This window comes from Thermosinus carboxydivorans Nor1 (assembly GCF_000169155.1).
In the GTDB taxonomy this organism is placed as follows: domain Bacteria; phylum Bacillota; class Negativicutes; order Sporomusales; family Thermosinaceae; genus Thermosinus; species Thermosinus carboxydivorans.
Genome location: NZ_AAWL01000002.1, coordinates 111,207 through 126,207, shown reverse-complemented (window position 1 = coordinate 126,207; position 15,001 = coordinate 111,207). Strand labels below are relative to the sequence as shown.

The following is a 15,001-nucleotide window of genomic DNA, read 5'->3' as shown; positions in this document are numbered from 1 at the left end:
CCATGGTAAAGATTTTTGAAGGTAAATTAACGGCACAAGGATTGCGGTTTGGTATTGTCGTTGCTCGCTTTAATGAATTTATTACCAATAAACTGCTGAGCGGTGCCTTGGATGCCCTTCAGCGACACGGAGTATCGGACGAAGATATTGAAGTTGCGTGGGTGCCAGGAGCGTTTGAAATTCCCTTGATTGCCCAAAAAATGGCAGCAAGCAAAAAATATGATGCTGTTATCTGTCTAGGCACAGTCATTCGTGGCAATACCCCGCATTTTGATTATGTATGCGCGGAAGTTTCCAAAGGGGTTGCCCATGTCGCTCTTGCTTCCGGAATACCAACCATTTTTGGTGTGTTGACTACCGAAACAATCGAACAGGCGATTGAACGGGCAGGTACTAAGGCAGGCAATAAAGGGTTTGATGCGGCAATGACAGCTATCGAAATGGCTAATCTTTTAAAGGTTTTGTAAAATATTTCCAGGAAATAAACTTTTCAGTTGTGGGGGCAATATACCGTGAAGATAGGTATTGTGAGTGATACCCATGGTTGTGCAGCAACATGGCGCAAAATATACAATCGTTATTTTTGTGACATGGATGTAATTATTCATGCCGGTGACGTTCTTTACCACGGACCGCGCAATGTTATTCCTGACGAATATGACCCGAAGGCGTTAGCCGAAGAGCTAAACAATTGTCCAATCCCAATTGTTGCAGCTTGCGGCAACTGCGATGCCGAAGTAGATGGCATGGTATTAAACATTCCGATCCAATCCCCATATACTTATCTGCGGCTGGAAAATATATCTGTGCTTGTAACCCATGGCCATAATTTAAGTGATGATGCTAAACAGGTGCTTGCCGAAAAAATGAAAGTTTCTCTTTTTATCAGCGGGCACACTCATGTGGCTGTTCTTGCCAAGCAAAATGGCCGTATCTTTCTAAACCCGGGATCGCCGGCGATGTCTAAGCGTCCTGACGGCATAGGTACAATTGCCCGCATCATCGGAAGTAAGCTCGAGGTTTTAGATATTCAGACCGGTAAGGTATTAATGACGGAAGAATTTAGTTAATAGGGGTATTTAGTTTATATGGAAGATCATGTTATTAGGGCAACTGCGCCAGGGTTGCGTGCCTTTGCAGCTGTTACGACCAATTTAACTGATGAGGCACGGCGGCGGCATAATTGTTATCCCGTAGCTGCTGCGGCACTAGGCAGAACGATGACGGCTGCGCTACTACTAGCAACGAATTTGAAAGCAGACGAAAGTATTACCGTCCGCATTAGCGGGGACGGCCCACTGGGAGAAATTATTGCCGATGCCACCGCACGGGGTTCAGTTCGCGGCTATGTGAAAAACCCGCAGATCGATTTGCCGTTGCAGGAAGGTAAACTTGACGTCGGTAAAGCGGTAGGCGCTGGCAATATTTTTGTTACACGATTTACCGGGTTGAAGCGGCCTTTTACCGGAAGCGCCCCGTTAGTGAGCGGCGAAATTGCGGAAGATGTTACCAATTATCTCTTGACTTCGGAGCAAACGCCATCAAGCGTCGCTTTGGGCGTATTGGTCGGTCCTGACTATACCGTGCAGGCGGCTGGCGGATTTTTAGTTCAAGCTCTGCCGGGTGCGGCAGACGAAGTTATTGATAAATTAGAGCAAAATCTGGCGTCGTTAAGGCCTGTATCTCACTTGATAAAGGCAGGATATGGCGCCGCCGATATACTGGAAAAAATTTTTACAGGATTGTCAATAAACCTGTATGAACCAAAAAAACTTACCTTTCATTGTCCTTGTTCGCGCGAGCGCGTGGAACGGGTTCTTATCAACCTAGGCGAGCAAGAGTTGACAGATATGATCAAAGAAGGACAAGCCGAACTAGTTTGTCACTTTTGCAATGAAAAATATTTTTTTAACAGTCAAGAACTAGCAGCCATTTTGCAACACATAAAACAAGGGGCGACTTGATGTCGCCCCTTAACTAACTAAATTAGATTGCCCGTTGTACTTTTCCGGATCGTAAGCAGCGGGTGCAAGTATTAATCCGCTTAATTTCACCATTCACTACTGCTTTTACGCGCTGAATGTTTGGTTTCCAGGTGCGCTTGGTTTTTAAATTGGAATGGCTAACGTTGAAGCCGCTACGTTCGCCTTTGCCACAGATTTCACATACATTTGCCATCTATTCCACCTCCTTTTAAAGAAGACAACCCATCCTTCAAACTAAACACAATTATTCTATCACAGGAAACTTAGGGTGTGCAAGGGTTGGCAGAATAATATTGCCGTTTCAGGAAGGATTTCTTAGACATATATTGAAAGTAGAACAAAAAAAGAGAGGGGAGGCGTACCCTTTGATTACTAAAGAAATGCCGATAATGGCCGTCTTGCGGCTGCTGCCGCAGGCCCGCGAAGTTTTTATCCCGGCATGGAATGGGATGTATTGGTTGTATGGGATCGGCTACGGAAACAATCGAAAAAGGAGCCAAAATGCATGACGTTGATTTAGAAACGCTGCTAAAAGAATTAAACGCTCTCAAATCGGAAGAATAGTACCAAAGGGGGATACAGTTGCCGGAAAAGTTGTCGACAAATATTAAATATTTGAAGGGTGTAGGGCCGGCAAGAGCTGCTTATTTGGCTAAATTAAACATTTTTTCCATAGAAGACTTACTTACGCACTATCCCAGGCGCTATGAAGACCGAAGCTATTTTAAACCGATAAAACTGCTCGAAGATAACGAAGTTCAAACTTTTCGGGCAACAGTAGTTGCAGTAGAAGAGAGAAAACCACGCCGCGGACTTACATTGACGAAAGTGACTGTTCGGGATGATTCGGCGGTAGCGCAATTGGTCTGGTTTAACCAATCTTATCGCAAAACCCGGTACAGACCTGGCATGGAGCTTATTGTCTATGGCAAAGCAGAACGGCGTTTTAACACTATCCAGCTCGTTAATCCCGAGGTGGAAATCGTAGATGAGGTGGAAGAACTATTGAATGTCGGCCGTATTGTCCCCGTGTATCCGGCCACCGAGAATATTAATCAACGTGTGCTGCGACAATTAGTACGGCAAGCATTGACAGACTGCCACCCTATCCCTGAAATTCTTCCCGGCAATATAATCTGCCGATATAACCTAATAGGGAGGGACCAAGCTCTAGAAAGCATTCACTTTCCGCCGGATAAGGATGCCTTGACCCAAGCTCGGCGCCGATTAGTTTTTGAAGAACTGTTTTTTTTGCAATATGGACTATTATACTTAAAAAATCGAAATAAACACGAATTCCAAGGTATTAAACACGCTCAGGACGGAAAACTGAGCAAAGAAGTTTTGGCCCGATTACCTTTTACACTAACAACCGATCAACAGGTGGCACTACAGGAAATTAAAGCCGACATGGAAGATACGCGACCTATGCAGCGGCTGCTTCAGGGCGATGTCGGCTCAGGTAAAACGGTTATTGCCGCCCTGGCATTGGTTAAGACGGTAGAAAACGGGTATCAGGGGGCGATGATGGCTCCCACCGAAATTTTGGCGGAACAGCATTTTCATACCCTATCCCGTTTATTGGCCAACTTGGGAATAAGACTGGCGTTATTAACAGGCAGACTGACAAAACGGGAGCGTGATCAGGTTCTTGCCAACCTGCGCAATGGGCTTGTCGATATTGTAATTGGTACACATGCTTTGCTCCAGGATGACGTGCATTTTAAACATCTCGGCTTGGTAGTTACTGACGAACAACACCGATTTGGTGTACGGCAGCGGGCTTTACTGCAGGCAAAGGGAAAAATGCCCGATGTCCTGGTAATGACGGCGACGCCAATTCCACGAACGATGGCGCTTACCGTCTACGGGGATTTGGATGTTTCGGTAATTCGCACGCTGCCGCCAGGACGTAAACCTATCAAAACTTACAGTGTTACCGGGGAAATGCGCGGCCGGGTTTATAATTTTGTCGCTCGGGAAGTGGCTGCTGGCCGACAGGCTTATGTTGTTTGTCCGCTAGTCGAAGAATCGGACAAACTGGAAGCGCGGGCGGCGGTACAAATGTATGAGCAATTAGCCCGTACGTACTTTAAAGGTTTGACCTGTGGCTTGGTTCACGGCAAAATGAAGTCGCAGGAAAAAGATGCCGTGATGAATGCGTTTTATTCCGGCAAAATTCAAGTTCTCATAGCCACGACTGTTATTGAAGTAGGCGTAAACGTACCAAACGCGACCGTTATGGTCATAGAGGGCGCCGATCGCTTCGGATTGGCACAGTTACATCAACTGCGGGGGCGTATTGGGAGAGGTGAACACCAATCTTTCTGTATTTTAATTTCCGATAGCAAGAGCGAGGAGAGTAAAGAGCGGCTGGCAATAATGACTACAACCCAAGACGGCTTCGTTTTAGCAGAAAAAGATCTTTTACTACGTGGTCCGGGCCAGTTTTTTGGTACGCGTCAACACGGCATGCCGGACTTAAAAATTGCCGATATTGTCCGTGACCTTGATATCTTGTTGGAAGCACGCCAGGCTGCGCAACAGGCTGTAACACGGCCGGAAATATTCAATGAGCTGCAGAGTGTTCTTAAGCTTCGTTTTGGCGAGGCGTTCAATATGATATTCTACAACTAAAAAAAAGGGCGGCTGCTGGCCGCCAATTATGGGAGAGGAGAAAATTTACATTCTAATTATGCCCCGTATCATCGTTTCTATACACGGTTTAATAAAATTTTTTATTATTATTTTCGCTCATCTTGGCGCACACTAATATAAAACTGGCAAGAGGTGGCGGGGCATGCAAGGCAATTTAACGGAAAATCAGTTACGGACGATAGCTGAAGAATGTCAGGAGTTTGAGCATGTCATAAATGCAATGGGTTATGGGTATTCGCTGCTAAATGTTTCACCAGATAACTATGTCCGTCGCTGTAGCGACTGCGTACATTGGCTAGGTGGATCATGCGGCATTTTCCGTGATGAAATCCGGCAATGGCGTTGACAAGGCACTGCATCGCAGTGCTCTTTTTTATCCAAGAATTTCAAATTCAATAGGCAACGTCTTGAGAATTTCCCGGACATCGTCGCCGGTATCGGGGCTGGGGCGCAGCTTAACCAAACCTTCCTTAGGCTCAAGCGGGATAATCATGACAATATTTTCATATCCTTCAAGCAGCCGAATGAATAAATTGATATCACAAGCTTTTAACTTAATATCGATATCATTGCTGTCCTGTTCATATTTCCGGGCTGTATTGGCAAAACGGCTAGTTCCTTTATAACGTCGGCTCACATTCCTACCCCTTTATTGCCATTTGTTCAATATTTTAGTATATTTAATTGGGAACTGCCAAGAGAAAAAAGATTAGCAAAGGAAGATTACGATGGGAAAAATTTGGGGATGGCTTTTTATATTAATTGTGTGCGGGTTACTGTACTGGTGGCAACCTGAATTTTTTCAGCATGCTTACAGCATAATCGAGAGAGGAGATATTGCCGCCCTCGCCGAATATCTCCGCTCCTTCGGAGCATGGGGTGTCTTGGTCACACTGGCATTATTCGTTATAATGACCTTCACGATCGTTTTTCCGTTTATGATTTTATCTGGAGCCGCCGGCATTGTCTATGGGCTTTTCTGGGGGACGCTCCTCTCATGGATGGGAGAATTGATTGGCGCCCTATTTATGTTTGTATTTGCCCGCTATTTTTTTCGCCATGCCGTTGAAGGGTGGATTGCGAAAAGTCCATACTTGAAACAGGTAGACGATTACAGTGCTGCGAACGGGTTTAAGGCCTTGCTGATAGCACGGCTTTTGCCGTTAGCTCCATCCGGTATCATTACCGCTGTAGCCGCTATTAGCCGGATTTCATTTTATGATTTTTTCTGGGCCACCTTTTTAGGGAAATTACCGCCCGTGGTTATTAAGGTATTATTGGGCCATGACCTTGTTTTTGCCAAAGAAAACATGACTCGGCTGATTTTCATAATTATCTTGGTTATTGCCGTCTACGCCACCTTATGGTGGCACAAACGCAAGAAAAAACAAAATCATGAACATCGGTAACGCGATCTTGAAAAAAATGGGTTACTCGGCAGCATACTGCTAATACTCTTTCTATTTCCGGTAACTGAATAAAATGGAATTTTTGCAGGGATATAATTATCGTTGCCGAATACAATAACAATGCAAATAGGAGGTGATTAACATGCCAGTTGTACAAATTGATATGTTGGAAGGTCGGACTCTTGAACAAAAACGGCAGTTGGTAAAAAAGGTAACAGAGGCCATTGTTGAAACTGCCAATTGTCCGCCCGACGCCGTAACAATCATTATCCGTGAAATGCCCAAAGAACATCTTGGTAAAGCCGGTGTATTGCGTTCTGACATGTAAAAACAACAGCCCATTTCGTATATTACGAAGTGGGCTGTTTTATTAGTTTTTTATTATTAAAAAGATATAAGTTACTTGTCATCCTTCTTTATATGACACTCCATAACCGCCATTAGGGTAGGAAAAATTAATATTATTAGCCGGACATACTAGCCGGCAGGAACCGCATTCGATACATTGCTTGTATAACACTAGAATGGGATCAGCAGGCTGATAATTCCACCTAAATACCCCGGAGGGACATATGGTTAAACACTGTTTGTCTGTGCAATTACGACAGACTTCCTGGTCATTGATGACAACATGTTGCCAGTCTTCATTGGTCTTAAAAAGCAGCAATTTTAATTTTGCATCTAACTCAGCTAAGTTGGACATTATCGCATCACCTTTAACACTTTCCAGACATCTCTTATTGTTTTTAAGATTGGCTGCATACTGGTAACTTTTTGAAATATAAATTTACGCTTTTCGCGCTTCGGCATGGTGTATATCTTGGTAATATGATATGCTGTTTCATTGGCCATACGGGTATATAAATCGAATAAATACGGTATCTCCTTCAATAACTTGCTTGCTCCGGCATTGGCTTTGAAATCCTGCAGGACAAAGCTTTCATCAAGTAAGGTTCGGTATAGTGATAGTTTCTTAACGGAAAAATCGCGACTAGCCTTTGCTGCATAAGCAGCCCTGGCGGCAAAAAAACCTGACCACATGGCCAAGTTTATGCCATGAACGCCATTAACTAGTGAAGCAGCATCGCCGATAATCATCAGCCCCGGGTGTACTAGTTCTGGCATTGCGTAATATCCGCCTTCGGGAATAAGGGCAGCGCCATATTCAATAGTAGTACCACCATCCAGCAATGGCTGCATATGTGGATGCTTTTTTATTCGCTCCAATAGATCATTAGGGTTAAAGCCAGCCTTAGCTAAATCGGCTAAAGATATACCAACATTAATATTAAAACTGTCTTTGAAAGTATGAATAGAACCAGTACCGTTAAACCCAGCAGTGGGGTAACCGATAAGTCCGATTATGGTACCATGACCCGGAAGCAAATTGAACCGTTCTTCAATTACTTTCGCTGGTAAAGCAATAGTTTCCTTTACATAAAGGGCAAAGTTTCTCGGTGAAATCTGCGGCGCCAGCTTAGCACGTTCAGCCAACATTGAATTGGCGCCATCCGCAAGAATAATTATATCGGCAATAAAATCGCTGTTTTGGGGCGGAGATACATGCACACCAATGGCTTGCTGACCGTCGAACAGCACTTCAGATACGTGATGGTTTAGAAGCAACGTAGTTCCAGCGCTAATTGCTTTTGCGGTCAACCATTTGTAAAAATTGACACGTTTTATTGTAAACCGATTATAAGGGGCGGCAGCGAGTTTCGTGCTGCGAAATCTAGCTGTTAAGATCGAATCTTCAGTCATCCACCAGTACGCTTGGTCAGTGACAATACGTTCATACGGACACTCTTCCCAGAAATTGGGGAAGAGTTTATGGACGTGCTCAGCAATGATTGACACGCCACCGCAACATTTTGCTCCTGGATAAGGGCCACGCTCCAATAGAAGCACGTCAAGACCTTCTTTGGCCATAAAATAGGCAGCCGTTGAGCCTGCTGGTCCGGCTCCTACGACAATTGCATCATATTTTTTAGATGGATTGGCCAATTTTAACTGGCTTTTAATGGTATCTTGATTTGATAGATTTTTTGTTTGTTGGGTTTTGTACCATTCTTTTAGCACGCTATCACCAGTTTTAGTGTGTACAGTTGATGAGTACTCTATCCACTCAATTAAAAATGCTCTATTTGATTTGTATTGCTTATTTTACAACTAATTAGTATACATAAACATATATACGAACAACGACGAATCATAAAGATATTTTTATATAAATGATATGCAGCGCCATTTTGGGGCATTTTTTTCTTTTGTTTTTTTATAGTGGAATGATGTATCATACTAAACGTGCCGAAGTTCCTTCAAAGGAACACGGAGGAACCATTACTGGGGTGAATCCGCACATGCGGTAGGGATTTCCCTTATCCCGAACCCGTCAGCTAACTTCGTAGGCAGAGAAAGGGAGTGGTTGATTATGAGAAAAATGCGCACTGTAGCAGCATTAATGGTTGCTGCCATTATCTTCAGCCTTGTCGGCCTTGCGCCGGTAAGTGCCACAGCCCTCGGAGAACGAGTGCTGCAAGTTGGCGCAACAGGCGACGATGTCCGTGAATTGCAGATTAGATTAAACGAGTTAGATTTTTATGCAGGAACTGTAGACGGTGTTTTTGGTCCCCAAACACAACATGCGGTTAAGATGTTTGAAAAAGCAAATAATCTTGAGAGTGATGGCATTGCCGATCAGGACTTGTTAACTTTTATGCAAAAAAAGGTGCCCAAAGTATCCCGCAACTTACCGGAACGTTATAAAACGGTCTTGGATATTGTTGCAACCGCTTATGCTCCAGGTCCGCATGATAACGGCAAATGGGGAAATCTTACTCATATCGGTACTCAGGTTCGGCCGGGCATCATCGCTGTTGACCCGAAAGTTATTCCGCTTGGTACGCGTGTATACATCGAGTTTCCCGACGGTCATGGCATGTATGCCGTAGCCGAGGACACAGGCGGTGCGATTAAGGGCAACCGTATTGATATTGCCATGTGGACGGTTGCCGAAGCGTATAAATTCGGCATCCAAAAAGTTAAAGTTTATGTCTTGGATTAAAAACACCCGGGGTATCCCGGGTGTTTTTAATGACGAAAGAGAGTTTTATGTCGCATTGTTTGCCAGAAAAAATTGGGATATAATAAGTCAGAAGAGGGAGTGATAACATGGATGCTTTAAATAGAGATACCGACCTTAACTATGGACAGTCAAGAAAATATCACATTATTACTTACGGTTGTCAAATGAATGAAAATGATTCGGAGCGGCTGGCCGGCCAGTTGCGCGGTCTTGGTTATAGCAGCACCGATCAAATTGAACAGGCAGACCTTATCTTAATTAACACTTGCTGTGTTCGCGAGAGCGCGGAAAAAAAGATCTATGGCAAAATTGGCGAATTAAAAAGGCTCAAAACGGTTAATCCCAATCTGCTCATTGGTGTAACAGGGTGTCTGTCGCAAAAAGATCGGGACAAGATTTTTACTAAGGCTCCCCACGTTGATTTGGTTATGGGGACTCATAATGTTCACCAACTCACAGACCTGATAAAAGAAATCTCCCAGTCCAGGGATCGGGTACTGGCGGTATGGGATCAGGCAGAGCGGCTAGCGCCCGATGTGCCAACGGTACGCAAGAGTCAGGTTTCGGCTTGGGTACCTATTATGTACGGATGTAATAACTTTTGTACATATTGCATCGTGCCATATGTGCGCGGACGGGAGCGAAGCCGGCCGCTTGCAGACATTCTTGCCGAAGTCCGGCAGTTAGGGACTGAGGGATTTAAGGAGATTACGCTGCTGGGCCAAAATGTAAATTCCTATGGCAAGGATGGGGAAGAAACCATTGATTTTGCCGATTTACTGGCAGCCGTGGACAAAGTGGAAACCATTGCCCGGATTCGGTATATGACTTCGCACCCGCGCGACATGAACGCCAAGGTCATCGCGGTTATTAAGCACGGACAGCGGATTTGTGAACACTTTCATTTGCCAGTCCAGTCCGGCAGTGATATCGTTTTGCAGCGGATGAACCGCGGGTACACGACAGAATATTATCGCAAACTCGTGGAAAAGATTCGTAGCGAAATACCGCATGCCAGTATTACCACAGATATTATCGTGGGATTTCCTGGAGAAACGGATGAATTATTTATGCAGACGCTTGATTTTGTCCGGTCAATTCGCTTTGATGCTGCTTATACTTTTTTGTATTCTCCTCGCTCTGGCACCCCAGCTGCAACTATGCCGGATCAAGTGCCGTTGGCGATAAAAAAGCAACGCCTGCAACAACTAATGGCCGTCCAAAACGAAATTAGTTTAGCTATTAATGAAGCTCTTATTGGTCAAACAGTAGAAGTACTTGTTGAGGGCCCCAGCAAAAACGATCCGGATAAGATGATGGGGCGGACGCGAACTAATAAAATTGTACTTTGGAATAGGGGAAAAGAACAAATCGGGCAGCTTATTTCAGTAAGAGTTCTTAAAGCACAGACGTGGTTGTTAAAAGGTGAAGTGGCTGATTAACTTTGGGGTAGGGAAAAGGAGAATATCATGGCAGAGACCTATACGCCAATGATAGAGCAGTACCGGGAGATCAAACGACAGCATGCCGATAAAATTTTATTTTTCCGCCTGGGCGACTTTTATGAAATGTTTTTTGAAGACGCCGAAATTGCAGCGCGCGAACTGGAAATTACTCTAACCGGCCGCGACGGAGGGGCCGGCAGGCGGGTTCCCATGTGTGGCGTTCCTTTTCATGCAGCCGACACTTATATAGCCCGCCTTATTAATAAAGGTTATAAAGTAGCGATCTGCGAACAGGTAGAAGATCCTAAGCAAGCTAAGGGGATAGTGCGCCGGGAGGTAATTAAAATTATTACTCCCGGAACAGTATTGTCAGATGTGCTGCTCCCAGATAAGAGTAATAATTATTTGGTTGTTATCCATGAGCAGAATGATATCATAACCATGGCAGGAGCTGATATTTCGACCGGCGAATGCTATTGGGCAGATTTTGCCGGCCCTTATCGGCTCAATACTCTTTGCGACCACCTGTATCGCCTTTCACCGGCGGAGATTGTGCTAACCGGCCTTCTCACTGACAAAGAGACTTTGGACACTTTTCTCGCCAACCGCCTACATGGCTGTACTATAACCAACCTAGCTATTGAAAATTCAGAAACGACTCAAGAACTACTGCAACACCATTTCCCCGATGAAGAACTTCCTCATTCAGGAGCCGCTATTGCAGTAGGGCATTTGCTATATTACCTGCACCAAACGTTAAAAACCGATTTATCGCATGTCAACAGGTTAATGCGGTATAATGCCGCCGAATTTATGACCATTGATACGGCAGCGCTTCGCAATCTTGAAATTACTCGTAATTTGCGAGACGGCGGAAGGAAAGACACTCTTCTCTCTATATTAGATTTTACCCAAACAGCGATGGGAGGAAGACTCCTCAAGAAATGGCTGGAATACCCGCTGCTTTCCGTCCATGAAATTATCCGCCGCCAAGACGCGGTTGACGAATTGCTCACGAACCCGGGGGTTCGACAAGTACTGCAGGAGAAGTTGGGTCATATCTACGACCTCGAACGTATCGTTACCCGGGCTGAGGTGGGAACAGCAAACGGCCGGGATTTGATTGCCCTAAAACAGTCATTAAGTAGTTTACCGACGATTAAATTACATGTCCAATCCATGCAGTCAGCGTTGCTTGGCGAGATTGGCGCAAAAATGGAAACATATGAAGATATTGTTGCTTTAATTGATCGGGCAATTGTAGATAATCCTCCACATTCAGTACGGGACGGAGGAATTATTAAAACAGGTTATAACCAGGAACTAGATGAATTAAGGGAAATTGCCCAGGATAGTCAACAGTGGCTTATGGCTTTCGAAGCTCGGGAAAAAGAGCGTACCGGCATCAAGTCGTTAAAGGTTGGCTATAACAAGGTATTTGGTTATTATATTGAAGTAACCAACGCTAATCGGGCGGCCGTGCCATCGGAATATATCCGCAAACAAACTCTAACTAGCGCCGAACGCTATATAACGCCAGAACTAAAAGAGTTTGAAACAAAAGTTCTTGGCGCTCAGGAAAAAATTGTTCAACTTGAATACTATTTATTTACAATAGTACGAGATTGTGTTAAAAAACATATACCTAGGCTTCAGGAAACCGCGCGGCAGTTAGCTGTTATTGATTGCCTCGTTAGTCTGAGCGAGGCGGCTGCCCGCTATAATTACCGTCGTCCGGCAATTACCAATAATCGCGAGATTATTATTCGCGATGGCCGACACCCGGTAGTCGAGCGCTTATTGGATCGTGAGGTTTTCGTTCCCAACGATACTGAATTAAATCACCATGACTGTGAAGTAATGATTATTACAGGGCCCAACATGGCTGGCAAATCGACCTATATGCGGCAGGTAGCGCTACTTGTCCTTATGGCCCAGGTAGGCAGCTTTATTCCGGCCCGCGAAGCGGCGATTACGCCTGTAGATCGTATTTTTACCCGCGTGGGCGCTAGTGATGATTTGGCAACAGGACAAAGCACATTTATGGTCGAGATGAATGAAGTAGCTCATATTCTGAAGCATGCAACAACGAATAGCTTGGTAATTCTGGACGAAATTGGCCGCGGCACTTCAACGTTCGATGGCATGAGTATTGCCCGTGCCGTTATTGAATATATCAAAGATAGGATTAAGGCCAAAACCCTGTTTGCTACTCACTATCATGAACTAACGGAACTAGCCGAACAAAAAAAAGGGATAAAGAACTTCACGGTGGCGGTAAAAGAACGTGGCAGCGAAGTAGTTTTTCTTCGGCGCATTGTACCGGGGGGAGCCGATAAAAGTTACGGTATTCATGTTGCGCGGCTGGCCGGGCTCCCCAAAAAAGTAATTGAGCGGGCCCAGACAATCTTAGCTGAACTGGAGCAATATGCAGTTGCTCATGTATTGGCTGCTACTGCTTTACCTGCGCCCCAGGCTCACGTGTCCCTCTTTTCCGACCCAATAATTGAAGAGCTTCTGAAAGTAGATATAATGACGACTACACCGCTGGAAGCTTTGAATATTTTGTTCAAACTGCAAAAAATGGCGAAAGAAGGTAGTGGCCGATGATCACTACTATACGGGTATTAGATGAAACCACCGCTAACAAGATTGCCGCCGGCGAGGTGGTAGAGCGGCCGGCTTCAGTGGTAAAAGAACTGGTGGAAAACTCTATTGATGCGCAAAGTCGTTCCATCGAAGTAGAAATCGTCGATGGCGGCATAAACTACATCCGGGTTTCGGATGACGGAATCGGCATGAGCGCTGCTGATGCCCGATTAGCCATATTACGGCATGCAACCAGCAAAATTCGTACAGCCGACGATTTATATAACATCAACTCGCTGGGATTTCGCGGCGAAGCTTTACCTAGTATCGCCGCGGTTTCCCGTTTTACACTGACAACCCGGCTGCACGCTGAACCGATAGGAACTTATATTGAAATTCAAGGCGGCCTGGTAACGGATATACGCGAAGCTGGCGGGAGCGTTGGTACTACAGTCACCGTGAGCGACCTTTTTTTTAATACCCCTGCACGACGCAAATTTCTCAAAACCCCTGCTACTGAAAGTGCATATATTCATGATATCTTAGGTAAAATTGCGCTTGCGCGGCCTGATGTTGCCATAAAGCTAATAAATAATAAACGCCAGGTGCTAGCAACAACCGGAACTGGTCGTCTTTTCGATGCGGCGGCAAGCTTATACGGCTATAAAGCAGCAACAGAACTACTGCCGTTAGATTATACTGATGGAGATATTCATATTACAGGTTATGTAGGCAAACCTCATCTTTTAAAGAGTTCACGACAATGGCAGACTTGGACCGTTAACGGGCGCACCATTAGCAATCGCATGCTGTCCAAAGCATTGGATAACGCCTATCACTCCCTGCTGCCCAAGAACGGTTTTCCGCTGGCAATTATTCAGATTGTCATCCCATCTGACAAGGTAGACGTTAATGTACATCCGCAAAAAAATGAAGTTAAATTTAGTGATGAACAAGCTGTGTTTCGAGCGGTTTATAAAGCTGTCTTATCCGCTTTAGAGACGGCTAAAGGGCCGCAACAAATTGCCGCTACAGTTTCACTGCCAGCCTCATCACCTGGAAAAATTGCGGAAGAATTTAAGCGAACGCCCGAAAACAATGTTGTTCCCGCTGCACTTTTTATGCTTAAGGAGAGTAATGCACCGGTATGGCGGGAAGAAACGCTACCGGTCACAACAGTTCGAGAAACCATGCAATCCGCGACTGAGCTGCCGGCAATACGTTACGGCCTGCACCAAGATACACATGACCGGTCAAGTTTAGTCTTGCGTGTCCTTGGTCAAATTAACGACTGCTTCATAGTAGCTGCTGGTAGTGATGGATTATACATTATTGATCAGCATGCCGCCCATGAACGTATTTTGTATGAGCATTTAGCGCAAAGCGCTGGACGGGTGCCGGCGCAGCAATTGTTGGTACCGCGGGTTGTTGACTTTGATGAGCGGGATATCGACCTAATTCTGCAAAATGAGCCACTTTTCTATGAATTAGGCTTTCGTCTTGAGCAAATTGGTCCGCGTTCGATGCGTTTACTTGAAGTCCCGTCCGATATCCCAGGAACGGAGATAGAAGGTTTGCTTCGTGAAATTCTCAGCGCCCTTCATAATATGCAAACTCCTAAGGCCCACGAAATACGGCATATATTTTTGCAGACTGCCGCTTGCCGCAGTGCTGTAAAAGCGGGGGAAAATCTTAATATGCGCCAAATGCAGGCGCTTATTGACGAATTATGTTCTACTAACCGCCCCTATACTTGCCCCCATGGCCGACCAGCAATTGTGCGTTTTACTAGCGCTGAACTAGCCAAAATGTTTAAACGTCAATAACTAA

The 15,001-nt window shown here is 45.1% G+C and carries 16 protein-coding genes and 1 riboswitch; of the genes, 12 read left to right on the top strand and 4 right to left on the bottom strand.

The window, feature by feature from the left end; genetic code table 11:
- Nucleotides 1-2 precede the first annotated feature (2 nt).
- Genes ribH through hslO form a run of 3 tightly spaced genes read left to right on the top strand, consistent with a single transcriptional unit; the run spans nucleotide 3 to nucleotide 1,964 of the window.
- Nucleotides 3-467 carry a 6,7-dimethyl-8-ribityllumazine synthase gene (gene ribH, locus TCARDRAFT_RS02165; protein ID WP_007288364.1) on the top strand — a complete coding sequence of 155 codons (465 nt, stop codon included), beginning with the start codon at nucleotides 3-5 and terminating at the stop codon, nucleotides 465-467.
- 45 nt (nucleotides 468-512) lie between these two features.
- Nucleotides 513-1,070 carry a phosphodiesterase gene (gene yfcE, locus TCARDRAFT_RS02160; RefSeq protein WP_007288363.1) on the top strand — a complete coding sequence of 186 codons (558 nt, stop codon included), beginning with the start codon at nucleotides 513-515 and terminating at the stop codon, nucleotides 1,068-1,070.
- Between the two features lie 18 nt (nucleotides 1,071-1,088).
- A complete protein-coding gene (gene hslO / locus TCARDRAFT_RS02155) occupies nucleotides 1,089-1,964 on the top strand; it encodes an Hsp33 family molecular chaperone HslO (RefSeq protein WP_007288362.1) in 876 nt (291 codons plus the stop codon).
- A gap of 22 nt (nucleotides 1,965-1,986) precedes the next feature.
- On the opposite strand, the gene rpmB is transcribed toward hslO, so the two are convergent.
- Nucleotides 1,987-2,178, bottom strand: coding sequence for a 50S ribosomal protein L28 (gene rpmB, locus TCARDRAFT_RS02150; protein ID WP_007288361.1), 192 nt, complete (start codon nucleotides 2,176-2,178; stop codon nucleotides 1,987-1,989).
- A 172-nt stretch (nucleotides 2,179-2,350) separates the two neighbouring features.
- Here rpmB and TCARDRAFT_RS14815 point away from each other — a divergent pair, with 172 nt between their 5' ends.
- From TCARDRAFT_RS14815 to recG, 3 genes are read left to right on the top strand one after another with little or no spacing between them, the layout of a single operon-like run.
- Nucleotides 2,351-2,494, top strand: coding sequence for a hypothetical protein (locus tag TCARDRAFT_RS14815; protein WP_232199070.1), 144 nt, complete (start codon nucleotides 2,351-2,353; stop codon nucleotides 2,492-2,494).
- Nucleotides 2,448-2,549: a hypothetical protein gene (locus TCARDRAFT_RS15920; RefSeq protein ID WP_232199069.1), complete on the top strand. Its 102-nt coding sequence runs from the start codon at nucleotides 2,448-2,450 to the stop codon at nucleotides 2,547-2,549. Before TCARDRAFT_RS14815 ends, TCARDRAFT_RS15920 begins: the two co-directional genes overlap by 47 nt.
- A gap of 18 nt (nucleotides 2,550-2,567) precedes the next feature.
- A complete protein-coding gene (gene recG, locus TCARDRAFT_RS02145; protein WP_007288360.1) occupies nucleotides 2,568-4,622 on the top strand; it encodes an ATP-dependent DNA helicase RecG in 2,055 nt (684 codons plus the stop codon).
- A 394-nt stretch (nucleotides 4,623-5,016) separates the two neighbouring features.
- Here recG and TCARDRAFT_RS02140 read toward each other — a convergent pair whose 3' ends face one another.
- Complete coding sequence (locus TCARDRAFT_RS02140; protein WP_007288359.1) at nucleotides 5,017-5,280, bottom strand: DUF4911 domain-containing protein; 264 nt, start codon at nucleotides 5,278-5,280, stop codon at nucleotides 5,017-5,019.
- A gap of 91 nt (nucleotides 5,281-5,371) precedes the next feature.
- Between TCARDRAFT_RS02140 and TCARDRAFT_RS02135 the strand changes: the two genes are divergently transcribed.
- Both TCARDRAFT_RS02135 and TCARDRAFT_RS02130 read left to right on the top strand, forming a co-directional pair.
- Nucleotides 5,372-6,052: a TVP38/TMEM64 family protein gene (locus TCARDRAFT_RS02135; protein ID WP_040682950.1), complete on the top strand. Its 681-nt coding sequence runs from the start codon at nucleotides 5,372-5,374 to the stop codon at nucleotides 6,050-6,052.
- A gap of 142 nt (nucleotides 6,053-6,194) precedes the next feature.
- Complete coding sequence (locus TCARDRAFT_RS02130) at nucleotides 6,195-6,380, top strand: 4-oxalocrotonate tautomerase (RefSeq protein ID WP_007288358.1); 186 nt, start codon at nucleotides 6,195-6,197, stop codon at nucleotides 6,378-6,380.
- Between the two features lie 78 nt (nucleotides 6,381-6,458).
- Here TCARDRAFT_RS02130 and TCARDRAFT_RS02125 read toward each other — a convergent pair whose 3' ends face one another.
- Together TCARDRAFT_RS02125 and TCARDRAFT_RS02120 are read right to left on the bottom strand one after the other, a co-directional pair.
- Nucleotides 6,459-6,755 carry a ferredoxin family protein gene (locus TCARDRAFT_RS02125; protein WP_040682949.1) on the bottom strand — a complete coding sequence of 99 codons (297 nt, stop codon included), beginning with the start codon at nucleotides 6,753-6,755 and terminating at the stop codon, nucleotides 6,459-6,461.
- Entirely contained in the window at nucleotides 6,755-8,131 is a 1,377-nt protein-coding gene (locus TCARDRAFT_RS02120) for an FAD-dependent oxidoreductase (RefSeq protein WP_007288357.1), read from the bottom strand. The genes TCARDRAFT_RS02125 and TCARDRAFT_RS02120 overlap by 1 nt, the downstream gene beginning before the upstream one ends.
- A 216-nt stretch (nucleotides 8,132-8,347) precedes the next feature.
- Nucleotides 8,348-8,479, top strand: a riboswitch (cyclic di-AMP (ydaO/yuaA leader).
- 4 nt (nucleotides 8,480-8,483) lie between these two features.
- Here TCARDRAFT_RS02120 and TCARDRAFT_RS16145 point away from each other — a divergent pair.
- From TCARDRAFT_RS16145 to mutL, 4 genes are all read left to right on the top strand, one after another.
- Entirely contained in the window at nucleotides 8,484-9,116 is a 633-nt protein-coding gene (locus tag TCARDRAFT_RS16145) for a peptidoglycan-binding protein (RefSeq protein WP_007288356.1), read from the top strand.
- A gap of 107 nt (nucleotides 9,117-9,223) precedes the next feature.
- A complete protein-coding gene (miaB, locus tag TCARDRAFT_RS02110; protein WP_007288355.1) occupies nucleotides 9,224-10,579 on the top strand; it encodes a tRNA (N6-isopentenyl adenosine(37)-C2)-methylthiotransferase MiaB in 1,356 nt (451 codons plus the stop codon).
- 27 nt (nucleotides 10,580-10,606) lie between these two features.
- Entirely contained in the window at nucleotides 10,607-13,192 is a 2,586-nt protein-coding gene (gene mutS / locus TCARDRAFT_RS02105; protein WP_007288354.1) for a DNA mismatch repair protein MutS, read from the top strand.
- Entirely contained in the window at nucleotides 13,189-14,997 is a 1,809-nt protein-coding gene (mutL, locus tag TCARDRAFT_RS02100) for a DNA mismatch repair endonuclease MutL (RefSeq protein WP_007288353.1), read from the top strand. Before mutS ends, mutL begins: the two co-directional genes overlap by 4 nt.
- The last annotated feature ends 4 nt before the right edge of the window (nucleotides 14,998-15,001 follow it).

What these genes read in the sequence shown, in the direction of transcription:
- miaB (WP_007288355.1), top strand. Translation starts at nt 9,224, where the DNA reads ATGGATGCTTTAAATAGAGATACCGACCTTAACTATGGACAGTCAAGA.
- mutL (WP_007288353.1), top strand. Translation starts at nt 13,189, where the DNA reads ATGATCACTACTATACGGGTATTAGATGAAACCACCGCTAACAAGATT.
- hslO (WP_007288362.1), top strand. Translation starts at nt 1,089, where the DNA reads ATGGAAGATCATGTTATTAGGGCAACTGCGCCAGGGTTGCGTGCCTTT.
- rpmB (WP_007288361.1), bottom strand. Translation starts at nt 2,178, where the DNA reads ATGGCAAATGTATGTGAAATCTGTGGCAAAGGCGAACGTAGCGGCTTC.
- TCARDRAFT_RS02125 (WP_040682949.1), bottom strand. Translation starts at nt 6,755, where the DNA reads ATGTCCAACTTAGCTGAGTTAGATGCAAAATTAAAATTGCTGCTTTTT.
- mutS (WP_007288354.1), top strand. Translation starts at nt 10,607, where the DNA reads ATGGCAGAGACCTATACGCCAATGATAGAGCAGTACCGGGAGATCAAA.
- TCARDRAFT_RS02135 (WP_040682950.1), top strand. Translation starts at nt 5,372, where the DNA reads ATGGGAAAAATTTGGGGATGGCTTTTTATATTAATTGTGTGCGGGTTA.
- TCARDRAFT_RS02130 (WP_007288358.1), top strand. Translation starts at nt 6,195, where the DNA reads ATGCCAGTTGTACAAATTGATATGTTGGAAGGTCGGACTCTTGAACAA.
- TCARDRAFT_RS16145 (WP_007288356.1), top strand. Translation starts at nt 8,484, where the DNA reads ATGAGAAAAATGCGCACTGTAGCAGCATTAATGGTTGCTGCCATTATC.
- ribH (WP_007288364.1), top strand. Translation starts at nt 3, where the DNA reads ATGGTAAAGATTTTTGAAGGTAAATTAACGGCACAAGGATTGCGGTTT.
- TCARDRAFT_RS15920 (WP_232199069.1), top strand. Translation starts at nt 2,448, where the DNA reads ATGGGATCGGCTACGGAAACAATCGAAAAAGGAGCCAAAATGCATGAC.